This is a genomic window from Arsenicicoccus sp. UBA6765, from assembly GCF_002453335.1.
GTDB lineage: Bacteria > Actinomycetota > Actinomycetes > Actinomycetales > Dermatophilaceae > Arsenicicoccus > Arsenicicoccus bolidensis.
On sequence record NZ_DKGR01000018.1, the window covers coordinates 16,786 to 40,528 of the forward strand.

Here is a 23,743-nt window from a genome sequence, read left to right on the forward strand (position 1 = left end):
GCCGTCCGGCGCGCGGCCCGCCCTACACTCGGCGCCATGGCCCCGACCACGACCGACCACACCCCTGCCCTCGGCGTCACGCTGCGGGTGGACCCCGTCTCGGGGGTGGACGTGGCGGACGTCGCGGTCCACGCCGGGCACGCCGACGCCGTCGAGCTGTGCCTCTTCGACCCCGAGGACCGGACGGGCGCCTCGGAGCGACGGATCCCCTTGCGACACAGGGCCTTCGGCACGTGGTTCGACACCGTCCCCGGGGTACGCGCGGGGCAGCGGTACGGCTACCGGGTGCACGGGCCGTGGCGCCCGTGGGAGGGCCACCGGCACAACCCCGCCAAGCTGCTGCTCGACCCCTACGCCCGCGCCGTGGAGGGCGCCGTGACCTGGCGGCCCGAGGTCTACGGCCACTCGGTCGACGACTCGCTGCACGGTGACATCGACGTGATCGACCCCCGCGACAGCGCGCCCTTCGTCCCCCGCGGCGTCGTCGTCGACGGCCGGTTCGAGTGGGAGGGGGACGCCCACCCGCGCAACCCCATCTCCTCGACCGTCCTCTACGAGGCCCACGTCCGCAGCCTCACGGCCCGCCTGCCGGGCGTCCCCGAACACCTGCGCGGGACGTATGCCGGGATCGCGCACCCCGCCACCATCGCCCACCTCACGCGGATCGGGATCACGGCCCTGGAGCTGCTGCCCGTCCACGCCTTCGAGTCCGAGCCGCAGCTCGTGCAGCGCGGCCTGGCCAACTACTGGGGCTACAACACGCTCGGCTTCTTCGCCCCGCACGCGCCGTATGCCGCCGCGACCAACCCCCAGGGCGTGCTCGCCGAGTTCAAGGGGATGGTCAAGGCCCTGCACCGCGCGGGCATCGAGGTCATCCTCGACGTGGTCTACAACCACACCTGCGAGCAGAGCGTCGACGGGGCCACGCTGTCGCTGCGCGGGCTGGACGCGGCGACCTACTACCGCCTCGACGGGCGCGGCCGGGACGTCGACGTCACCGGCTGCGGCAACACGCTCGACACGCGCCACATCGTGCCCATGCGCCTGGTCCTGGACTCGCTGCGCTACTGGGTGACCGAGTGCCACGTCGACGGCTTCCGGTTCGACCTCGCGGTGGCGCTCGGGCGGGGCAAGGACGACGGCTACGACCCCGACCACCCCTTCCTCATGGCGCTGCGCTCGGACCCGGTGCTCTCGCGCACCAAGCTCGTCGCCGAGCCCTGGGACATCGGCTTCAACGGCTGGCGCACCGGCCAGTTCCCCCCGCCCTTCGCCGAGTGGAACGACCGCTTCCGCGACGACGTGCGGACCTTCTGGCTCGTCGACCAGGCGCGCAGCGCGCACGGCCAGTCCGGCCACGGCGTCTCGCACCTCGCCACCCGGCTCGTCGGGTCGGAGGACCTCTTCCGCCACCACGACCGCAGCCCCGTCGCCTCGGTCAACTTCGTCGCGGCGCACGACGGCTTCACGCTGGCCGACCTCACGGCATACGACGTCAAGCACAACGGCGCCAACGGCGAGAACAACCGCGACGGCACCGACAACAACCGGTCCTGGAACCACGGCGCCGAGGGGCCCGCCGACCCCGGGACCCAGGCGCGGCGGCGCCGCTCGATGCGCAACCTGCTCGGCACGTTGTTCGTCGCGGCCGGCGTCCCGATGCTCTGCGCGGGCGACGAGCTCGGCCGCTCCCAGCGCGGCAACAACAACGCCTACTGCCAGGACAACGGCGCCTCGTGGGTCGACTGGTCGCTGCAGCCGTGGCAGGAGGACCTGGTCGAGACGACGAGCTGGCTGGCCCGGATGCGGCGCGAGCACCCCGCGCTACGGCAGCGGCACTTCTTCGGCGGGCGGGCGCCCCACCCGGACGGCACGGCGGACCTCATGTGGTACGCGCTCAACGGGGAGCCGATGACCGCCGCCCGCTGGGACGACCCGGGCAACGCGACGCTGCTCACCTACATCGACGGGGACTGCGTCGAGGACGAGTCCTTCCTGCTGTGCTTCCACGGGTCGGCGCACGACATCACGGTCACGCTCCCCCACGCCGACGCGGTCAAGGCCTACCGCCTGATGTGGGACAGCGCGTGGGAGCGGCCGGACGCCGCGGGCGAGCGGCTCGTCCCGGGCCAGGAACGCGTCACGTCGGGGCCGTCGATGCAGATCTTCCGCGCCATCCGCTGATCCCCTCCGGACGGAGGGGCGGAGGCGTTCACCGGCGGGCCATGCGCAGGACCGCGAGAGACCGTTGCCCCGTCATACGGCGGACGCCCCACGCCCCTAGCCTCCCTGCATGACTCGCACCCGCCGCCCCGCGGTCGTCCTCGCCGCCGTCGCCGTCCCGGCCGCGCTCGTCGCCGCCGCCACGGCCGTCCCCGCGTCCGCGACCTCCGTCCCCGCGACCTCCGTCCCCGAGCACCGCCACCCACGACCGGGCTCCCCGACCGCTCTGCACCTCGGCGCGCCGGGGTTGCCGGAGTCCCGGGTCACGACCCCGGTCCAGCGAGGCGTCACCCGCACCGTCGTCACGCGCGGCACCGCCGACCCCGCCCTCCGCTGGGTGGTGGAGGTCAACATGCCCGCCCTCGGGAGCAGCAACGACCCCGACACCCCGACCCGGTCCATCCAGGACCGGGCCGCCGCCGACGCGCAGCGGGCCCGGCTGGCCGGCGCCGGTTTCCCCGCCGTCGTGGAGGAGGTCCGTCGTCCCGCGGCCGCCGACGTGCCGGCCGGGGTCCTCGGCTACCGCCTGCGGCTCGTCGAGCGCACGGCGGACAAGGCGGCGGCCGACGCGCTCGTGGCCCGTCTCAAGGCGGCCGGGTTCGCGTCCCGATCGTGGTACTCCGGCTGGGACGGCGACGTCGCGGCCAAGGGCCCGTGGACCGTCAACGTGATCACCATCGACCCCCGCACCTTCCGCGGTCGGCTCGGCGCGACCTACGGCCCCGACCTGGAGCGCCGCGAGAAGACCAGCGCGCTGGCCGGGTTCACGCGCGCCACGGCGGCCATCAACGCCGGCTTCTTCGTCATGGACCCGACCGCCGGCGCCGAGGGCGACCCCGCCGGAGCGGCCGTGTATGACGGACGGCTGCTGTCCGAGACCGTCGCCGGACGGCCCGCGCTCGCTCTGGACCCCAAGGCGCGGCACACCCGCGTGGTCAATCCGGTCTGGACGGGCGAGCTCGTCCACGCCCAGGGTCGCGTGCGGCTCGACGGGATCAACCGCGTGATCGGCCTCATCCGCAACTGCGGCGGAGACCTGACCGATCTGCCCACGGCCCTGCCGCTGCACGACGTCACCTGCCGCGACTCGGCCGAGGCCGTGGCGTACACCCGTGAGTTCGGGGCCCGCACCCCGTCGGGCCCGGGCGCCGAGGTCGTGCTCCACCGCGGCCGCGTCATCGCCGTGCACACGTCTCGGGGGACGGTCCTCGGGCGGGGGCAGACCTCGGTGCAGGCCACCGGACAGACGGCCGCTGCCCTGGCGCGGCTGCGCGTCGGTGACCGGGCAGGGGTCGAGCAGGCTCTGACCGACGACGGCCGCCGCCTCGACCGCAAGGGAACGACCGTGGTCAACGGCGGACCCGAGCTCGTCCGCGACGGAGCGCTGCACGTCACGCAGAAGCGCGACGGGATGCACCAGCCCGACAACCCCAGCTTCGACTACGGGTGGGTGCTGCAGCGCAACCCCCGCACCTTCGCCGGCGTGGACCGCGCCGGACGCACGATGCTGGTGACGGTCGACGGCCGCCAGCTCGGCGAGCTCGGGCTGTCGATCCCCGAGGCGGCCCAGGTGGCCAAGGACCTGGGGATGGTCGACGCGATCAACCTGGACGGCGGCGGGTCGACGGCGATGGTCGTGCGGGGCCGGCTGGTGACCCACCCGTCCGACGCGACGGGCGAGCGGCCGGTCGGGGACGCGATCGTCGTCCGCTGACCCCACCATCGCCTCTCCCCCGTCTGGGTAGCCGACCCCGTCTGGGTGGCCGTCCCCCGTCTAGGTAGCCGATCCCCGTCAAGGTGGCCGTCCCCCGTCTAGGTGGCCGATCCCCGTCTGGGGCTGCAGCTCAAGACGGCGGCCGGCAGCCAAGACTTAGGACAGTGGCCCAGACGCAGGACGGTGATCCAGACGCAGGCCGGCAGCGCAGCCGGCGGCGCCGACTGGGCACGGCGGCGGCGCCTGGTCACGGTGGCGCGCTGCAGCACGCCACCGGAGCTGGCCGGAGCCACGTAGGCAGGAACCCACCACCGGACAGCACTCAGCACTGTCCCCCGTCTCTATGACCGTCTCCCGTCTGGGCGGCCGATCCCCGTCTGGGGCTGCAGCTCAAGACGGCGACCGGCAGCCAAGACTTAGGACCGTGGCGCTGGCTGGTCACGGTGGCACCGGCTGGTCACGGTGGCGCCGACTGGTCACGGCGGCGCGCTGCAGCACGCCCCGGGAGCTGGCCGGAGCCACGTAGGCGGGAACGCGCAGCCGCAGCCGCGTCAGGCGGAGTCGAGCCGGCGTGCGGAGGACGGCGAGAGGCCGTTGGCCCGTCATACGGCAGCTGCCTGGATCCCACCCACACCCCACTGGGATCGTGAGTGTTCGGTCCAAGAAAGGTGGACCAAACACTGACGATCTTCGGGGTGCGGTGGGGTGACGCGGGCGGTCAGTCGTGCGTGGGCATCCAGATGCGCCGCAGGTAGTCCTTCATCGACCGGTCGGAGGAGAAGAAGCCGCTGCGGGCGACGTTGAGGATCGCCGAGCGCGTCCAGCGCTCCTGGTCGCGGTAGGCCTCGTCGACCTCGCCCTGCACGTCGATGTAGGACTGGAAGTCCGCCAGCGTCATGAACCGGTCGTTGTAGAGCAGGTCGTCGACGACGGTTGCGGCCAGGCCACGGTCGCCGCCGGTGAAGTGCCCCGACGCGACCAGGTCGATGGCCCGCTTCAGCTGCGGGTTGGCCTCGTAGACCGCGCTGGGCACGTAGCCCTTGGCCTGCAGCGCCGCGACCTGCGGCTCGTCCATGCCGAACAGGAAGAAGTTGTCGTCACCCACGAGCTTGCGGATCTCGACGTTGGCGCCGTCGTCCGTGCCGATGGTGAGCGCGCCGTTGAGGGCGAACTTCATGTTGCCCGTGCCCGACGCCTCCTTGCCGGCGAGCGAGATCTGCTCGGACAGGTCGGCGGCCGGGATGAGCTTGTTGGCGAGCGTGACGTTGTAGTTGGCCGGGAAGGCCACCGTCAGCACACCCTTGACGCGCTCGTCCGCGTTGATCGTCGCGGCGACCGAGTTGATGAGGTAGATGATCTCCTTGGCCATGTGGTAGCCGGGGGCCGCCTTGGCGCCGAACACGAACGTGCGCGGCACGACCGAGTCCTTGTCGATCTGCCCCGAGATGATCTGCTCGTAGAGCGAGACGATGTGCAGGAGCTTGAGCGTCTGGCGCTTGTACTCGTGCAGACGCTTGACCATCACGTCGACCATGCCGTGCTCGGGCAGCTCGATGCCGTCGCGCACCGCCAGCAGCTCGCGCAGGCGCTTCTTGTTGGCCTGCTTGGCCGCGGCGAAGCGCTCGCGGAACTCCTCGTCCTCGGCGTACGGCTCGAGGCTCTCCAGCCGCTCCAGCTTGGTCTCCCAGCCGACGCCGATGGTGTCGGTGATCAGCTGCGACAGCGTGGGGTTGGCGAGGCGGATGAAGCGGCGCGGGGTCACGCCGTTGGTGACGTTGGTGAACTTGTCGGGCCACATCTCGGAGAAGTCCGGCAGGACCTTGTCGCGCAGCAGCTGCGAGTGCAGCTCGGCCACGCCGTTGACCTTGACCCCGGCCACCGTGGCGAGGTTGGCCATGCGGACGGCGCGCTCGGGGTGGTCCTGGATGATCGACATACGACGCACCCGCAGCTCGTCGCCCGGGAAGGCCTCGCGGACCGTCTCGAGGAACTCCTCGTTGATGCGGTAGATGATCTCGAGGTGGCGCGGCAGGAGACGGCCGACGAGCTCGACGGGCCAGACCTCGAGGGCCTCCGGTAGCAGCGTGTGGCAGGTGTACGCGAAGCACTTCTGCGTGACGGCCCATGCCTCGTCCCACTCCATGCCGTGCTCGTCCATCAGCAGGCGCATCATCTCGGGGATCGCGATGACCGGGTGGGTGTCGTTGAGCTGGAAGATGATCCGCTCGTGCAGGCGGTGGAGGTCGAAGTCCTTCTCCAGCGTGCGGTCGATGAAGTCCTTGAGCGAGCAGGCGACGAAGAAGTACTGCTGCTGCAGGCGCAGCTCGCGGCCCTGCGGGGTGGAGTCCTCGGGGTAGAGCACCTTGGAGATGTTCTCGGCGAAGGTCTGGGCGCGCACGGCTGCCGCGTAGTCGCCGGAGTTGAAGATCTGCAGGTCGAAGGCCTGCGTGGCGCGGGCGCTCCACAGGCGCAGGGTGTTGACCACGCCGTTCTGGTAGCCCGGGACCATGTAGTGGTAGGGCACGCCGAGGACGTTCCAGGCCGGCACCCAGCGGTTGCGCTGGACCTGGCGGCCGGAGCCGTCCCCCGCGTCCTCGACGTAGGTCTCGGTGCTGCCGCCGAAGCCCACGGTCACCGCGCGGTCCGGGTGCGGGAACTCCCACGGTCCGCCGAGCGAGAGCCACGAGTCGGGGACCTCGACCTGCCGGCCGCCCTCGAAGGTCTGCCGGAAGATGCCGTACTCGTAGCGGATGCCGTAGCCGATACACGGGACGTCCATCGTGGCCAGGGAGTCGACGAAGCAGGCGGCGAGGCGCCCCAAGCCGCCGTTGCCGAGGCCGGGCTCGACCTCCTGGGCGCGCAGCGTCCGCAGGTCCAGGCCGAGGGTCTTGAGCGCCTGGTCGGCGATCGCGCCGAGGTCGGTCGCGAGCAGGGCGTTGCCCATCTGCCGGCCGAGGAGGTACTCCGCCGACAGGTAGCCGACCATCTTGGTCGGGTGCTCGCGGCGACGCCGGGCCGTCTCCAGCCAGTCCGCCATGAGGTAGTGCCGGATCGTGCGCGCCAGGGCGAGGTACTGGTCGTTCTGGGACGCTCGCGACAGGGCCACGCCCTCGCCGAAGTTCAGCTCGCGCAGGTACTCCCGGGCGAACCCGTCGACCGTGCGCGGGGGCCGGGCGACCGGCGCGGTGGCCAGCGGGTTGCTCGGCTCGAGCGACGGTCCGGTCGTCGTGGTGTCGTAGGGCAGGGGCCTCTCGTCCGCCAGCCAGCTCGAGCTGGGGTCCAGCGGGGTCGCGTCCTGCGTCATGTCGCCTCCGGTGTCGTGGTTCACCCGGACACGAAGAATCCGACGGTCCGCTGCAGCGCGGCCTGGGGCGGTCCGGGACTGCCGCCAACTGTAGTGGACGGGCCCCCCTGGAGACCCGGCCTTGGCCGCACCACGCCGTAACCTGCGAGAACCGGCGAGGAAACGCTCCGCTGGGCGAGACGACGACCTCTCAGGTGCGATCCGGACACACTCTTTGGGTACCGTGACGCGAGTGACCGCCCCACGACTGTCATCCGCCCCCCAGACCCCCATCGGCCGCATCCCCGTGCTCGACGTGACCCCTCGCGTCGACGAGGGGCGACTGCCCGCCAAGTCCGTCGTGCACGAGCCGTTCACCGTCACCGCGCGGGTGTTCCGCGAGGGCCATGACGCCGTGAACGCCTCCGTCGCCATCACCGATCCGGACGGGCGCACGGCATACGTCCCGATGCGCTCGACCAACGTCGGCCTGAGCCTGTGGGAGGCGCAGATCGCCGCCGACCGGGAGGGCCTGTGGTCCTACCGCGTCGAGGGCTGGTCCGACCCCTACGGCACCTGGCACCACGACGCCGTCATCAAGGTCGAGGCCGGCGTCGACGTCGAGCTCATGCTCGAGGAGGGTGCGCTCGTGCTCGAGCGGGCCCTCGCCGAGGTCGAGCGCTCCCCCGAGCAGCAGCAGGTCCTGCGGGAGGCCGTCGTCGCCCTGCGCGACACCTCCCGTCCGGTGCCCGAGCGGCTGTATGCCGGGGCGGGCGACGCCGTCGCGCGTGAGATCACGGCCCGCCCGCTGCGGGACTACGTGTCCCCCTCCCCCGAGCAGAGCTGGCTGGTCGAGCGCCAGCTGGCGCTGGCCGGGGCGTGGTACGAGATCTTCCCCCGCTCCGAGGGCGCCTACCAGGACGCCGACGGGACCTGGCACACCGGGACGCTGCGCACCGCCGCCGAGCGGCTGCCGGCGATCCGGGACATGGGCTTCGACGTCGTCTACCTCACCCCGGTCCACCCCATCGGCAGGACCAACCGCAAGGGCCCCAACAACACCCTGACCGCGGGACCGCTGGACCCGGGCTCGCCGTACGCCATCGGCTCCGAGGCGGGTGGCCACGACGCGATCGAGCCGAGCCTCGGCACGTTCGAGGACTTCGACGCGTTCGTCGCCCGGTCGCGCGAGCTGGGGCTCGAGGTCGCCCTCGACATCGCCCTGCAGTGCTCGCCCGACCACCCCTGGGTCACCGAGCACCCGGAGTGGTTCACGACGCGGGCCGACGGGACCATCGCGTATGCCGAGAACCCGCCCAAGAAGTACCAGGACATCTATCCGCTGAACTTCGACAACGACCCGGCGGGGATCTACCAGGCCGTCCGCGACGTCATCCAGGTGTGGATCGACCACGGCGTCACGCTGTTCCGCGTGGACAACCCGCACACCAAGCCGGTCGAGTTCTGGCAGTGGCTGATCGCCGACGTGGCCAAGACCCACCCCGAGATCATCTGGCTGGCCGAGGCGTTCACCAAGCCCGCGATGATGCACACGCTGGGCAAGATCGGCTTCCAGCAGTCCTACACGTACTACGCGTGGCGCAACGAGAAGTGGGAGCTCGAGGAGTACGTCACCGAGCTCGCCGGCGACGCCGCGGCCTACATGCGCCCGTCCTTCTGGCCGACGACGCACGACATCCTCACGCCCTACATGCAGTACGGCGGGCCGGCGGCCTGGAAGGTCCGGGCTGCGCTCGCGGCCACCCTCGTCCCGACCTACGGCATCTACGCGGGCTACGAGCTGATGGAGCACGTCGCGCGCCCGGGTGCCGAGGAGCAGATCGACAACGAGAAGTACCAGCTCAAGGACCGCGGCTGGGCGGACTACGCGCCCGGTGGGCCCAAGGCCGGTCAGTCGCTCGACGGCTACCTGCGCACGCTCAACCAGATCCGTCACTGGCACCCCTCGCTGAGGCTGCTGCGCAACATCACGTTCCACCACTGCGAGGACGAGAACATCATCGTGTTCTCCAAGACCGCACGCACACCCGACGGTCACGACGACACCGTCATCGTCGTCGCCAACCTCGACCCGCACTCGACGCGGGAGTCCTGGATCCACCTGGACATGGCCGCCCTCGGTCTGGGATACGGTGACGGGTTCGTGGCGCACGACGAGATGACCCAGCAGTCCTGGCACTGGGGACCGGACAACTTCGTCCGCCTCGGCCGTGACGCCGAACCCGCCCACATCATCCACGTCCGGAGGTTCTAACAGGTGCACGGCCTCAACCTCGCCCAGCCCGGGCTCAAGCACGACCCGCGCTGGTTCCGCAAGGCTGTCTTCTACGAGGTGCTCGTCCGCGCCTTCGCCGACAGCAACGGGTCGGGCGCCGGTGACTTCACCGGCCTGCTCGGCAAGCTCGACTACCTCCAGTGGCTCGGTGTCGACTGCCTGTGGCTGCCCCCGTTCTACGCGTCGCCGCTGCGCGACGGCGGCTACGACATCGCCGACTACCGCGCGGTGCTGCCGGAGTTCGGGACGCTGCCGGAGTTCAAGGAGCTGGTGTCGCAGGCCCACGCCCGCGGCATCCGGATCATCACCGACTTCGTGATGAACCACACCAGCGACCAGCACCCGTGGTTCCAGGCGAGCCGCTCGGAGCCCGAGGGGCCCTACGGCGACTACTACGTCTGGTCCGACGACGACACCAAGTACTCCGACGCGCGCATCATCTTCGTGGACACCGAGGTCTCCAACTGGACCTTCGACCCCGTGCGCCGGCAGTTCTTCTGGCACCGCTTCTTCTCCCACCAGCCGGACCTCAACTTCGAGAACCCCAAGGTCCAGGAGGAGATGTTCGACATCGTCCGCTACTGGATGGACATGGGCATCGACGGGTTCCGGCTCGACGCCGTCCCCTACCTCTTCGAGGAGGACGGGCACAACGGCGAGAACCACCCCAAGACGCACGAGTTCCTGGCCCAGCTGCGGCGCATGGTGGACGAGGAGTACCCCGGTCGCATCCTGCTGGCCGAGGCCAACCAGATGCCCCACGAGGTCGTGGACTACTTCGGCTCCGAGGAGGCGCCGGAGTGCCAGATGTGCTTCCACTTCCCCGTGATGCCGCGCCTGTACTACGCGCTGCGCGAGGGCAAGGCCACGCCCATCATCAAGGTGCTCGAGGAGACCCCCGAGATCCCGACGGGCACGCAGTGGGGCACCTTCCTGCGCAACCACGACGAGCTGACGCTCGAGATGGTGGACAACGAGGAGCGGGCCGCGATGTACGGCTGGTACGCCCCCGACCCGCGCATGAAGGCCAACGTCGGCATCCGCCGCCGCCTCGCTCCCCTGCTGGACAACTCCCGCGCCGAGATCGAGCTGATCAACGCGCTGGTCCTGTCCCTGCCCGGCTCGCCGTGCCTGTACTACGGCGACGAGCTCGGCATGGGCGACAACATCTGGCTCAACGACCGCGACGCGGTGCGCACGCCCATGCAGTGGACGCCGGACCGCAACGCGGGCTTCTCCAGCGCCGACCCCGGCAAGCTCTACCTGCCGGTCATCCAGTCGCTCGTCTACCACCACAACAACGTCAACGTCGAGGCGGCGATGGCGTCCAGCTCGTCGCTGCTGCACTGGATGCGCGGCATGCTGCAGGTGCGCCGTCACCACCCGGTGATGGGCATGGGCACCTTCACCGTCATGCCGAGCGACAACGACGCGATCCTCGCCTTCCTGCGCGAGGTCACCGAGGCCGAGGCGGACGAGGACACCCCCGCCGAGACCGTCCTGTGCGTCAACAACCTGTCGCCGCGCCCCCAGGGCACCAGGATCCAGCTGCCCAGCGCGTATGCCGGAGCCCAGGTGCAGGACCTGTTCGGCGGCAGCGGCTTCGTCTCCGTGGACGAGCGGGCACGCTTCACGGTGACCATGGGTTCGCGAGACTTCTTCTGGCTCAAGCTGGTCCGCAAGACCGGGAACGAGGACTGAGATGGCAGGCACGTGCAAGATCGAGGCCGGAGCCACGCTGGAGCCGACCAAGCTCGAGGCCCTGCAGGCGTGGATCGGCGAGCAGCGGTGGTTCATCGGCAAGGGCTCCGAGGACGGTCCCCAGCTCGCGCGGGTCGGTGGCTACCGCTTCCAGGACCCCGAGGGCGAGGTCGGCATCGAGACGCTGCTGGTCCGCGACACCGCGGCCGAGCCTCCCGTGCTCTACCAGGTGCCCCTCACCTATCGCGCGACGCCCCTCGAGGGCGGTGAGCACGCGCTCGTCGGCACGATGGAGCACTCGGTGCTCGGCCCGCGCTACGTCTACGACGCGCCGCACGACCCCGCCTACGTCGCCGAGCTCGTCCGCACCATCGTCGAGGGAGACACCGAGGCCACCCCGGACCACGGCAAGGTCGACACCGGCGCGCAGGGCAGCCCCGTCGACGGGGTCGGGCGCGTCGCCATACGCAGCGCCAAGGTGCTGTCCGGCGAGCAGTCCAACACCTCGATCATCGTCACCGCGGACGACGCGGACGGTGCCCCGGCACCGTTGATCGTCAAGGTGTTCCGCGTGCTGTCGGCCGGCGACAACCCCGACGTCACGGTGCAGACCGCCCTGGCCGAGGCCGGCTCGACGCTGGTCCCGAGGCCCCTCGGCTCGCTGCGCGGGCGCTGGACCGACAACGGGCACGACGTCCGCGGCCACCTCGCGTTCGCCCAGGAGTTCCTGCCCGACGTCCGCGACGCCTGGCGCGTCGCGCTCGAGGCCGCCAGCACCGGCACGGACTTCACCGAGCGCGCCCGCGCCCTCGGCGTCGCCACCGGCGAGGTGCACCGCACGCTCGCCGAGGCGATGGAGACCGCCGAGGCCACCGACGAGGACCACCGCACCCTGGCGCTGTCGATGCGCAGCCGCTGGGTCCTGGCCGCCGAGGCCCACCCGCCGCTGCGCGAGCAGGAGGCCGAGGTCGACGCGATCCTCGCCGCCGCCCGCGACGCCGACTGGCCGCTGCTGCAGCGCATCCACGGCGACTACCACCTCGGGCAGGTCCTCGACGTGCCCGGGCGCGGCTGGGTGCTGCTGGACTTCGAGGGCGAGCCCCTGCGCCCGCTCGCCGAGCGCACCGTCCCCGACCTGGCCGTCCGCGACGTGGCTGGCATGCTCCGGTCCTTCGACTACGCGGCCGGCTCGGTCGCGCAGGAGGACGCGAGCCGCTCCGAGAGCGCCGCCGCCTGGGCGCACGCCGCCCGCGAGGCCTTCCTCGACGGCTACGCCGACGCCACCGGGCGCGACCCCCGCCACGAGCCCGAGGTGCTGCGCGCCATGGAGCTCGACAAGGCCCTGTACGAAGTGGTCTACGAGGCACGCAACCGTCCCTCGTGGCTCCCCATCCCCACCGGCGCCGTCGAGCGCCTGGTGGCTGCAGCGAAGGGAACAACGATGAAGGACCACGACGCACCCCGCACCGACGAGTCGGCCGACAGCGCCAGCGCGACCAGCACCCCCAGCACCCCCAGCACCCCCCGGACGGCCGCTCCCTCGGCCGACGCCGCACCAACCGGCTCCGGCAGCACGCGCCGCGAGAAGCCGACGCAGGAGAGCGACGGCGGCGACCGGTCGTCGCGGCTGCTCGGTGCGGTCTCCGGCGTCGTGGGCGCCGTCGGCGCAGCCGTGGCCTCGCAGGTCGGCGAGGCGGCGCGCAACGCCGCGGGCTCCGCCGCCCAGGAGGTCCGCTCCCGCGCCGCGGCAGCCATGTCCACCGACAGCACCGCGTCCACCGAGGCCAGGCCGTCCACGGAGACCGGCGCGTCCACGGAGACCAGCACGTCCACCCAGGCCGCCGCACCCGCGCGGTCCGTGACGCCGACCGGCCCCCGTCCGGTGCCGGTGCACACGGACGAGATCAACCGGCTCGTCCACGGTCACCACCACGACCCGCACTCGGTCCTCGGGCCGCACCAGGGCGAGGGCGTCGTCACCGTGCGCACCTTCAAGCCGCGGGCCGCGACGGTCGACCTCGTCCTCGACGGCCGGGTCGTCCCCTTCCAGCACGAGCACGAGGGTGTCTGGACCGCCACCATCGAGGCCGACCAGGTGCCCGACTACCGCGTGGCGGTGGACTACGGCGACGGGTTCAAGCACACGGTCGACGACCCCTACCGCTTCTGGCCGACCCTCGGCGAGGTCGACATCCACCTCATCTCCGAGGGACGCCACGAGCAGCTGTGGGACGTCCTGGGCTCGCACGTCCGGTCCTACGACGGCCCGCTCGGCACGACGCGGGGCACCAGCTTCGCCGTCTGGGCGCCCAACGCCCGCACCGTCCGCGTCGCCGGCGACTTCAACACGTGGGACTCCCAGGGCCACCCGATGCGGTCGCTCGGTGGCTCGGGCCTGTGGGAGCTGTTCATCCCCGGCGTGGAGCCCGGCACCCGCTACAAGTACGAGATCCTCGGCAAGGACGGCCAGTGGCGCGCCAAGGCCGACCCGATGGCGCGGCGCACCGAGATCCCGCCGGCCACCGCGTCGGTCGTCGACGAGTCGACCTACCGCTGGTCCGACGAGGCCTGGATCACCGAGCGCGACGCCACGCAGCGCCACGAGCAGCCCATGAGCATCTACGAGGTCCACCTGGGCTCGTGGCGGCTGGGGCTGTCCTACACCGAGCTCGCGGACCAGCTCGTCGCCTACGTCAACGACCTCGGCTTCACCCACGTGGAGTTCCTCCCCGTCGCCGAGCACCCCTACGGCCCGTCCTGGGGCTACCAGGTCACCGGCTACTACGCCCCGACCTCGCGCTTCGGCTCGCCCGACGAGTTCCGCCACCTCGTGGACGCGCTGCACCAGGCCGGTGTCGGCGTCATCCTCGACTGGGTCCCGGCGCACTTCCCGAAGGACGCCTTCGCCCTGGCGAAGTTCGACGGCGAGGCGCTCTACGAGCACCCGGACCCCCGCCGCGGCGACCAGCCCGACTGGGGCACCCACGTGTTCGACTTCGGTCGTCCGCAGGTGCGCAACTTCCTCGTCGCCAACGCGCTCTACTGGCTCGAGGAGTTCCACATCGACGGCCTGCGGGTCGACGCGGTGGCGTCGATGCTCTACCTCGACTACTCCCGCAACGAGGGCGAGTGGCTGCCCAACCAGTACGGCGGCCGGGAGAACCTCGACGCCGTGCAGCTCCTGCAGGAGACCAACGCGACGGTCTACAAGCACCACCCGGGCGCGATGGTCATCGCCGAGGAGTCCACGTCCTGGCCGGGCGTCACCCGACCCACCGAGATCGGCGGCCTGGGCTTCGGCTTCAAGTGGAACATGGGCTGGATGCACGACACACTCGACTACGTCGAGCACGAGGCCATCTACCGGCAGTACCACCACGGCGAGATGACCTTCGGCATGGTCTACGCGTTCAGCGAGAACTTCGTGCTGCCGATCTCGCACGACGAGGTCGTCTACGGGAAGGGCTCCCTGCTCCGCAAGATGCCCGGCGACCGCTGGCAGCAGCTCGCCAACCTGCGCGCCTACCTCGGCTTCATGTGGGCCCACCCCGGCAAGAAGCTGCTGTTCATGGGTCAGGAGTTCGCGCAGGAGGCCGAGTGGGCCGACGCGCGGAGCCTGGACTGGTGGCTCCTGGACCAGCCGTGGCACCTCGCCGTGCACCAGATGGTCAAGTCGATGAACGGCACCTACCGCGAGTCGCCCGCCCTGTGGCAGCTCGACACGTCCGGCGAGGGCTTCCGCTGGGTCGACGCCAACGACGCCCAGGGCAACGTGTTCTCGTTCCTGCGCTACGGCAAGGACGAGGGCGAGGGCCGTCCCGCGGTGGCCTGCGTGTCCAACTTCTCGGGCGGTCCGCACCACCAGTACCGCATCGGCCTGCCCCACCCGGGCGTCTGGCGCGAGGTGCTCAACACCGACGCGACCGAGTGGGCCGGCTCCGGGGTCGGCAACCTCGGCCAGGTCGTCGCTGAGGAGATCCCCTGGCACGGGCTCCCCTACTCCGCCGAGATCACGGTGCCGCCGCTCGCCACGGTGTGGTTCAGCGCGGAGACCCCCGTCCCGGCCGAGCCCACGGCGGTGCTGCGGCAGGAGCGCCCCGAGCTGACCTCGACGTCGGCCTCGACCTTGGCCTCAACCTCGACCTCGGCCTCGGCCTCGGCCTCGACATCGACCGAGATCGGTGCCGACGCGGCCTCGCGGCCCGAGCTGGGCGCCACCCCGGACGAGACGCAGGTCTGACAACGCGCGGTCACGGCATACGACCGGAGGGGCCCCACCAGCACGGTGGGGCCCCTCCCGCATGCTCAAGGCCGACAGGGGCGGCCGCGCACTCGCGCATGGTCATGCGAACTGGTGAGTAACAAGGTCGAGGCAAGGAGGCCTACCGGCGGGTAGCCTCACGGCACCTCACCCCTCCCGACAGGAGACACCGTTGTCCTCTGCCCTGCCCCGCCGTCGCACCGCCGCGACCGCCGTCCTCGCCGTCACCCTCCTCGCCATCGCCCCGGCGATCGCCTCGGCGGACGAGCACGCGATCCCCGGCACCGCCGGCGCCAGCACCCTGAGCGACTCCCCCGAGCCCGCTCGTCCCGCGTTCTACGAGCCGCCCGCCCAGATCCCCAGCACGCCCGGCACCATCATCCGCACGGAGAAGGCCGACAACGTCCTCGACCCCCTGGACGCCTCCTCCCTCACCTTCGACGCCCGCCGCGTCATGTACTCCTCCAAGGACCGCGAGGGCCGCTCGATCGCCGTCACCGGCGTGATGGTCTCGCCCAAGACCCCCTGGATCGGTCCGGGCAAACGGCCCATCATCAGCTACGCCGCCGGCACCCAGGGCATGGGCGACTCCTGCGCCCCCTCCCGCCAGCTCAAGGCGATGTCGGAGTACGAGACGCTGTTCTTCAAGGACTTGCTCTTCCGCGGCTACACGGTCGCCCTGACCGACTACCAGGGGCTCGGGACCCCTGGCACGCACACCTACATGGTGCGCGAGGCCCAGGGTCACGCGGTGCTCGACATGGCGCGCGCGGCGCAGCGGGCGGGCTTCCCCGGCACCGATACCTCCACCCCGATCGGCCTCACCGGCTACTCCCAGGGCGGCGGCGCCGTGGCGGCGGCCGCCGAGCTGGCCGCGTCCTACGCCCCTGAGCTCACGGTCAAGGGCACCGTCGCCGGTGCGCCCCCCGCCGACCTGTCCAGCGCGGTCCCCGCCAAGATCGACGGGACGCTCTACTCCGCGTTCGAGCTCTACGCGACGGCCGGCCTGTTCGCGGCCTACCACGTCGACCCGGCCTCGATCCTCAACGACAAGGGCGTGGCCCTGCTGCCCAAGGTCGAGCAGAACTGCGTCACCGGGCTGTTCGACCTGGCGTTCGTCAAGAGCGCGACCCTCACCAAGGACGGGCTGCCGTTCACGTCCTCCTTCGGCGAGGAGCCGCTGCGAAGCATCCTGGCGGACAACCGGATCGGCAACCGCAAGCCCAACGCCCCGGTGATGATCACGCACTCCGTGTCCGACGACGTCATCCCCTACCCCGTCGGCAAGCAGCTGGCCAAGGACTGGTGCGCCAAGGGCGCCAACGTGTCCTTCCGCCCGCTGCTCGCCCCGGCGCACGTCGGTGGGATCCTCAGCACCTCGGCGCTCGCCCTCCCGTTCTTCGAGGCGAGGTTCGGGGGCCTGCCGCAGGTCAGCACCTGCGCGGTCCTGTGACGGGCCAGCACCTGACCAGCACCTGACCAGCACCTGACCGTATGCCGTCCGCCGCCGTCACCCCGCGTGACGGCGGCGGGCGGCATACGGCTCTCACCGCGCCCGGATGCCCGGGTGCGGCATCCCTGCCAGGATAGGAACCATGACCGCCAACCGTGCAGGACAGCCCGCCGAGCCCCGTGACCTGGTGGACGTGGCCCACCTCGTGACCGCCTACTACACCGGCAAGCCGGACCCCGACGACATCGACCAGCAGGTCGCGTTCGGGACGTCGGGGCACCGCGGGAGCAGCCTGCGGACCGCGTTCAACGAGGACCACATCCTGGCGACGACGCAGGCGATCGTGGACTACCGCACCGAGCAGGGCTTCGACGGCCCGCTGTTCATCGGGCGCGACACGCACGGCCTGTCCGAGCCGGCCTGGGCGTCGGCGCTGGAGGTCCTCGTGGCCAACGACGTGCACGTGATGGTGGACGCGGAGGACCGCTACACCCCGACCCCGGCGGTCTCGCACGCCATCCTGCGGGCCAACCAGGGCAAGATCTCGGGCGTCGACGACCTGCCCGCCGACAGCGGCCTCGCCGACGGCATCGTCGTCACCCCCTCGCACAACCCGCCGAGCGACGGTGGCTTCAAGTACAACCCGCCGCACGGCGGGCCCGCCGACACCGACGCGACGGGCTGGATCGCCAAGCGGGCCAACCACTACATCAAGGCCGGGCTCGAGGGCGTCAAGCGCGTGCCGTTCGCCGAGGCCCGGGCCGCGTGCGAGCCCTACGAGTTCAAGCGCATCTACGTCGAGGACCTCGCCAACGTCATCGACCTGGCCGCGATCAAGGAGGCGGGCGTCCGCATCGGCGCGGACCCGCTCGGCGGCGCGGCGGTCGACTACTGGGGCGCCATCGGTGAGCACTACGGCCTCGACCTGACCGTGGTGAACCCGCTCGTCGACCCGACCTGGCGGTTCATGACGCTCGACTGGGACGAGAAGATCCGGATGGACTGCTCCTCCCCCTCCGCGATGGCCTCGCTCATCGCGCAGAAGGACAACTATGACATCGCGACCGGCAACGACGCGGACTCCGACCGGCACGGCGTCGTCACGCCGGACGGCGGCCTGATGAACCCCAACCACTACCTCGCCGTGGCGATCCAGTACCTCTACGGCGGCGGCCGACCCGACTGGCCCGCCGACGGGTTCATCGGCAAGACGCTGGTCTCGTCGTCGATGATCGACCGCGTCGCGGCCGACCTCGGGCGGCGGCTCGTCGAGGTGCCGGTGGGCTTCAAGTGGTTCGTGCCCGGGCTGCTCGACGGCTCCGGGCCGTTCGGCGGCGAGGAGTCGGCGGGCGCGTCCTTCCTGCGCTTCGACGGGTCCGTGTGGTCGACCGACAAGGACGGCATCATCCTGGCGCTCCTCGCGAGCGAGATCCAGGCCAAGACCGGGACGTCCCCCTCGCAGCACTACGCCGAGCTCGTGGCCCGCCACGGCGACCCGGCCTACGCCCGCGTCGACGCCCCGGCCAACCGCGAGCAGAAGGCCAACCTCAAGGCGCTGTCCCCCTCGGACGTCGCCGCGGAGTCCCTTGCGGGAGAGCCGATCACGGCCAAGCTGACGGAGGCGCCGGGCAACGGCGCGGCGATCGGCGGCCTCAAGGTGACGACGGAGTCCGCGTGGTTCGCGGCCCGCCCGTCCGGCACCGAGGACGTCTACAAGATCTACGCCGAGTCCTTCAAGGGGCCGGAGCACCTCGCGCAGGTCCAGGAGGAGGCGCGGGCGGTCGTCTCCGCCGCCCTGGGACAGTGACCGGCGGCCGACGGCGGTCCTGACCGTATGCCGGAGCCCGGCCGCGTCGCGGATCCCCACGAGGCGGCCGGGCTCTCGGCATACCGCGGGGTGCGCGCGAGGTCGTGAGCGCGGGCGGGTGCACCTCCCGCGGCACCACTAGGCTGGCCCCCATGACCTCTGCCGACGATCTCGCCCTCGCCGCCGACCTGGTCCGCTCCGCCGGCACGCTGGCGCTCGAGATGCGCGCCGCGGGCCTTGAGGGGACCCGCAAGACCTCGGTGTCGGACGTCGTCACCGCCGCCGACCACGCGGCGGAGGAGCTCGTGGGTTCGCGGCTGCGGGCCGAGCGCCCCGACGACGGCCTCGTCGGCGAGGAGGGGACGAGCGCCCCGGCCACGAGCGGCCGCAGGTGGTTCATCGACCCGGTCGACGGGACCTACAACTTCCTGCACGGCATGACGCACTGGTGCTCCGCGCTCGCCCTCGTGGACGACGAGGGGCCGATCCTCGGTGCCGTGTACCACCCCGAGAGCGACCAGCTCTGGCTGGGGGGCCGCGACCACCCCACGACGTGCAACGGCGTGCCCGTCGGCCCCGTCCGCGACCTGTCGCTCGACCTGGTCAGCGCGGCGACCTACCTGCACCCGACGAGGTTCGGTCGGCCCGAGATGATCGCGCCGTGGGCCGAGGCGACCCGGCTGTGCGCGACGGTCCGCATGCTCGGGTCGGCGTCGGTCGACCTCGCCTGGACCTCCGACAGCCGCGTGGGCGTGTGGTACCAAGCGGACTGCCACCCCTGGGACTGGTATCCCGGCCAGGCGCTCGTGGAGGCCGCCGGCGGCGTGACGCGGCTGGTGCCGGTCGGGGGACACACCTGGCACGTCGCCGGCTCCCCCACCGCGGTCGACCAGGTGGCCGAGGCGATGATCACCTGCCTGCCCCGCGACGAGCGCGAGGCCGCCGCCCGATGAGCTCGCTGCGACTGACGCGTCTCGGCCACCGCGACGCGCTGCTGGTGCTGGCCGCCGGCGACCTGTTCGGCACCCCGCCCACCGAGGAGGGCGCGCGACGATTCCTCGAGATGCCCGGGCACCACCTCGTGCTGGCGATCGAGGGCTACCGGCCGGTCGGGTTCGTCAGCGGGGTCGAGATGGGCCACCCCGACAAGGGCACCGAGATGTTCGTCTACGAGCTGGCCGTGGACCCCGCGCAGCAGCGCCGCGGCATCGCCTCCGCCCTGCTCCGCGAGCTGCAGGCGATCGCGACCGAGCGTGGCTGCAGCGCCCTGTGGACGGTCACGGACACCGACAACGAGGCTGCCCTGGCGACCTATCGCTCGCTGGGCGCCCGGGACTCGAGCGGCAAGACCATGCTGGAGTGGGATGGCGGGCACGCCACCCGCTAACCGCGGACCCGCTCCTCTGAGGCCACCTCGATCAGCCCCGCCCCCAGGAGCGCCCGCAGGTGATAGCTCGCGTTGGCCTGGGTGATGTCGAGCTCGCGCGACACCTCGGTGGCGCTGAGCTCGGCCCCGGTCAGGAGCGACAGCATCCGCAGGCGCAGCGGGTGGGCCACCGCCCGCAGGCGCCGGCGCTCCTCGTCGGTCGCGTCCTGCCCCATCAGCGGAGGGTGAGGCCCTCGGCGGCGAAGTGGTCCCGACCCCGGCGGGTGATCTCGTCGAGCTCGTCAAAGAGCGCGTGGTCCACCCTGGTGAAGGTGAAGCAGGACTTGCCCTGCATCCTCTTGCGCAGCTCCGGCGACATGTCGGCGACCGTCTCGGGCCGCAGGTAGGCGCACATCAGGTGATAGCTGACATAGCGCTTGCCGAGCCGGACCCCGGCGAAGGAGATCCCGTCGGAGTAGTTGCGGAAGGGCGCGCCGAGCAGCAGGTAGCTGCCGGGGTCGGGCGCCTGCGCCTCCTTGCGACCGCCGTCGCAGTTGGCCTCCGTGACGTTGTCGGTCGTGCGGAACACGTCCTCGTGCACCGACAGTCGACGGACGAGCTCGTCGTAGACCGGCTGCAGGTCGGGCATCGGCGCTCCTGGGTGTGTCGGGGACGTCGTGGGCGGATCTACCTGAGGTAGTCACCTCGACCTGGGGTGCCAACCCCGGCGGACGTGACTACCTGAGGTAGGTCAGAAGAGGGCGGACATGAGGGACGTGCGGCCCTTCTTGACGCGCGGGTCGTCGTTGCCCACGACGTCGAAGAGGGTGATCAGGTGCAGGCGGACCGTCTCGCGGTCGTCGCCGGCCAGCGTGCGCACGAGGTCGACGAGCCGCAGGAAGGCATCCTCCACGTGCCCGCCCATGACGTCGAGGTCGGCCACCAGCAGCTGCGCGCCCACGTCGGACGGGTCGTCGGCCGCGGCCTGGCGGGCGGCCTGCAGGTCGACACCGGTGGTGCGCTCGAGCAGGTCGACCTGGGCCTTGCCCACCTGGGCGTCGCGGTCCTGGGGGTCCTTGGCCAGGGCCTTGTCGTATGCCGCCCGGGCGCCCTCGAAGTCACCGCGCTCGAGGGCGGTGAAGGCCTCCTCGTGCTCCGGCGACATCGGGACCTCGGCGTCGGGGTCGGCCTGCTCCCCCACGTCGACCCGGCCGGTGATGCCGTTGGCGACGGCGACCTTGAGCAGCTCGTCGACGTACTGCTGGATGACGTCCTTGGGCTGGCTGCCGACGAACAGCGGCACCGGCTGGCCCTGGAGCAGGCCGACCGCCATGGGGATCTGCTGCACCTGCAGCGCCTGCGCGAGGCCGGGGTTGCTGTCGACATCGACCGTCGCGAGCACGAACCGACCACCGCTGGCCTCGGCGACGGCGGCGAAGTCGGCGACGACCTCCTGGCCGCCCCGGGTGGCGCTCCACACGAGCAGCACGGACGGCACGCTGACCGACTGCTGCATGATCTGCTGGATCGTGGCCTCGGTGGCCTCCACCACGACCGGGGAGCCCTGGCGGGCGCCCCCACCCTGGGCGGGGGCGCCGGCGGGGTGCTGGCTGAGTCCGGACAGGTCGACCGCACCACGAGCGGCGGCGTTGGAGAACGGTTGCGACGTCATACGGGCATTGTGTCGCACCCGGTCCGCTGCCGGGTAACCGGACGACGAGCTCGATCTAACCCGAGCGGGATCAGAAGCGAGCAGGCTCGCGGTAGATGCCCCACTCGTCGCGCAGCGCGTCGCAGATCTCGCCCAGCGTCGCCTCGGCGCGGACCGCGTCGAGCATCGCCGGGATCATGTTGTCCGAGGTGCGGGACACCTCGACCATCCGCCGGACGGCGTCGGCCGCGATCTCCTCGTTGCGCCCCGCGCGACGCTGGCCGAGCGCGGCCACCTGCTCGCGCTCCACCTCGTGCGAGACGCGCAGGATGTCGAGCTCGGAGCTGACCGACTCGGTGAGGCAGTTGACGCCGACGATGCGCTTCTGGCCCGACTCGAGCGCCAGCTGGTGGGTGAAGGCCGCGTCCCCGATCTCGGACATGAACCAGCCCTCCTCGATGCCGCGCAGGATGCCGGACGTCATCGGCCACAGACCGCCCTCGGCGACGCCGACGTTGTCGCGGACGACCTCGGCCAGCCTGGCCTTGTCGGAGGACTCGACCGGAACCTTGCCCATCGACAGGATGCGGGTGAAGATCGCCTCCGCCTCGGCCTCGATCGTGTCGGTCAGGGCCTCGACGTACCACGAACCGCCCAGCGGGTCGGCGACATTGGTGATGCCGGTCTCCTCCATGAGCACCTGCTGGGTGCGCAGCGCGATCTCCGCGGACTGCTCGGTCGGGAGGGCGAGGGTCTCGTCGAGCGCGTTGGTGTGCAGCGAGTTGGTGCCGCCCAGGACCGCGGCGAGCGCCTCGACGGCGGTACGCACGACGTTGTTGTAGGGCTGCTGGGCGGTGAGGGACACCCCGGCCGTCTGCGTGTGGAAGCGCAGCTGCATCGCCTTGTCGGAGGTGGCGCCGTAGACGTCGCGCATCCAGCGCGCCCAGATGCGGCGGGCCGCGCGGAACTTGGCGATCTCCTCGAAGAAGTCGACGTGGGAGTCGAAGAAGAAGGACAGGCCCGGCGCGAACGAGTTGATGTCCAGGCCTCGCGACAGGCCCAGTTCGACGTAGCCGAAGCCGTCGGCGAGGGTGAACGCGAGCTCCTGCGCTGCCGTGGAGCCGGCCTCGCGGATGTGGTAGCCGGAGACCGAGAGCGGCTTGTAGGCCTTGATGTTCTCGTCGCAGTAGGCCATCAGGTCACCGATGAGGCGCAGGTGCGGCTCGGGGGCGAAGAGCCACTCCTTCTGGGCGATGTACTCCTTGAAGATGTCCGTCTGCAGCGTTCCGTTGAGGGTCGAGATGTCGACGCCCTGGCGCTCGGCGGCCACGAGGTACATGCAGAAGACCGGCACGGCGGGCCCGGAGACCGTCATCGAGGTGGTCGTGTCACCCATGGGGATGTCGCTGAACAGGACGTCCATGTCGGACGCCGAGTCGATGGCGACGCCGCAGTGGCCGACCTCGCCGAGGCTCATCGGGTCGTCGGAGTCGCGACCCATGAGGGTCGGCATGTCGAAGGCGACCGAGAGGCCACCGCCGCCGCGCGCCAGGATCATCTTGTAGCGCTCGTTGGTCTGCACCGCGTTGCCGAACCCGGCGAACTGGCGGATCGTCCAGCTGCGCCCGCGGTAGCCCGTCGCGTGCAGCCCTCGGGTGTAGGGGAACTCGCCGGGCCAGCCGATGCGGTCCATGCGCTCGTCGGCGGCGGCCTGCTCGTCGGTGGGGCCGTAGACCGGGTCGACCTCGACGCCGGACAGGGTGGTGAAGTCGGCGGTGCGGATGCGGCCCTTGGCCACGGCCTCGTCGTACCGCTCCTGCCACCGGCGACGCCCGTCGCGGCGACGCTCGGGCGAGTCGGCGGCGGGTGCGGCGGAGGCGCTGCGCTGGGTCTCCTGGATGGTCATGGACCACAATTTACTAGGACGTCCTAGTAAATGTCACCAGGCTGGCGTCGCCGATCGCGTCAGGCGCCTCGGGCCCCTCTCG

Annotated in this window: 14 protein-coding genes; 9 read left to right on the plus strand and 5 right to left on the minus strand. The window is 71.4% G+C overall.

The genetic code is table 11. From position 1 onward, the window contains the following. Positions 1-36 precede the first annotated feature (36 nt). Positions 37-2,184, plus strand: coding sequence for a glycogen debranching protein GlgX (glgX, locus tag B4K29_RS04535; protein WP_286966493.1), 2,148 nt, complete (start codon positions 37-39; stop codon positions 2,182-2,184). 109 nt (positions 2,185-2,293) lie between these two features. Beyond that, positions 2,294-3,937, plus strand: coding sequence for a phosphodiester glycosidase family protein (locus B4K29_RS04540; RefSeq protein ID WP_286961615.1), 1,644 nt, complete (start codon positions 2,294-2,296; stop codon positions 3,935-3,937). 718 nt (positions 3,938-4,655) lie between these two features. On the opposite strand, the gene B4K29_RS04545 is transcribed toward B4K29_RS04540, so the two are convergent. Continuing rightward, positions 4,656-7,241, minus strand: coding sequence for a glycogen/starch/alpha-glucan phosphorylase (locus B4K29_RS04545; protein WP_286958973.1), 2,586 nt, complete (start codon positions 7,239-7,241; stop codon positions 4,656-4,658). A 232-nt stretch (positions 7,242-7,473) separates the two neighbouring features. On the opposite strand from B4K29_RS04545, the gene B4K29_RS04550 reads away from it, so the two are divergent. The 7 genes from B4K29_RS04550 to B4K29_RS04580 all read left to right on the plus strand — a co-directional run bounded on the left by B4K29_RS04550 (position 7,474) and on the right by B4K29_RS04580 (position 20,125). Further along, positions 7,474-9,495 carry an alpha-1,4-glucan--maltose-1-phosphate maltosyltransferase gene (locus B4K29_RS04550; RefSeq protein ID WP_286958975.1) on the plus strand — a complete coding sequence of 674 codons (2,022 nt, stop codon included), beginning with the start codon at positions 7,474-7,476 and terminating at the stop codon, positions 9,493-9,495. 3 nt (positions 9,496-9,498) lie between these two features. Then, positions 9,499-11,217 carry a maltose alpha-D-glucosyltransferase gene (gene treS / locus B4K29_RS04555; protein WP_286958976.1) on the plus strand — a complete coding sequence of 573 codons (1,719 nt, stop codon included), beginning with the start codon at positions 9,499-9,501 and terminating at the stop codon, positions 11,215-11,217. Position 11,218: 1 nt separating this feature from the next. Further along, on the plus strand, positions 11,219-15,457 hold the full coding sequence (glgB, locus tag B4K29_RS04560) for a 1,4-alpha-glucan branching protein GlgB (RefSeq protein ID WP_286966496.1): 4,239 nt from the start codon (positions 11,219-11,221) through the stop codon (positions 15,455-15,457). A gap of 193 nt (positions 15,458-15,650) precedes the next feature. Continuing rightward, positions 15,651-16,931, plus strand: a complete 1,281-nt coding sequence (locus tag B4K29_RS04565) for a lipase family protein (RefSeq protein ID WP_286958979.1) — start codon at positions 15,651-15,653, stop codon at positions 16,929-16,931. Positions 16,932-17,073: 142 nt separating this feature from the next. Then, positions 17,074-18,738, plus strand: coding sequence for a phosphoglucomutase (alpha-D-glucose-1,6-bisphosphate-dependent) (gene pgm / locus B4K29_RS04570; protein ID WP_286958980.1), 1,665 nt, complete (start codon positions 17,074-17,076; stop codon positions 18,736-18,738). Positions 18,739-18,890: 152 nt separating this feature from the next. Next, positions 18,891-19,691: an inositol monophosphatase family protein gene (locus tag B4K29_RS04575; protein WP_286958981.1), complete on the plus strand. Its 801-nt coding sequence runs from the start codon at positions 18,891-18,893 to the stop codon at positions 19,689-19,691. Continuing rightward, on the plus strand, positions 19,688-20,125 hold the full coding sequence (locus B4K29_RS04580; protein ID WP_019285620.1) for a GNAT family N-acetyltransferase: 438 nt from the start codon (positions 19,688-19,690) through the stop codon (positions 20,123-20,125). Before B4K29_RS04575 ends, B4K29_RS04580 begins: the two co-directional genes overlap by 4 nt. On the opposite strand, the gene B4K29_RS04585 is transcribed toward B4K29_RS04580, so the two are convergent. From B4K29_RS04585 to B4K29_RS04600, 4 genes are all read right to left on the minus strand, one after another. Then, on the minus strand, positions 20,122-20,340 hold the full coding sequence (locus tag B4K29_RS04585; RefSeq protein ID WP_019285621.1) for a winged helix-turn-helix domain-containing protein: 219 nt from the start codon (positions 20,338-20,340) through the stop codon (positions 20,122-20,124). The two genes, B4K29_RS04580 and B4K29_RS04585, sit on opposite strands and share 4 nt — an antisense overlap. Continuing rightward, positions 20,340-20,753, minus strand: a complete 414-nt coding sequence (locus tag B4K29_RS04590) for a hypothetical protein (protein WP_286961627.1) — start codon at positions 20,751-20,753, stop codon at positions 20,340-20,342. Before B4K29_RS04590 ends, B4K29_RS04585 begins: the two co-directional genes overlap by 1 nt. Positions 20,754-20,855: 102 nt before the next feature. After that, the gene (locus tag B4K29_RS04595; protein WP_286966497.1) at positions 20,856-21,776 is read right to left on the minus strand and encodes a tetratricopeptide repeat protein; all 921 of its coding nucleotides are present in this window, start codon (positions 21,774-21,776) and stop codon (positions 20,856-20,858) included. 70 nt (positions 21,777-21,846) lie between these two features. Then, positions 21,847-23,661 (minus strand): acyl-CoA mutase large subunit family protein, encoded by a 1,815-nt coding sequence (locus B4K29_RS04600; protein ID WP_029212244.1) that lies wholly within the window; start codon positions 23,659-23,661, stop codon positions 21,847-21,849. Between the last annotated feature and the right edge of the window lie 82 nt (positions 23,662-23,743).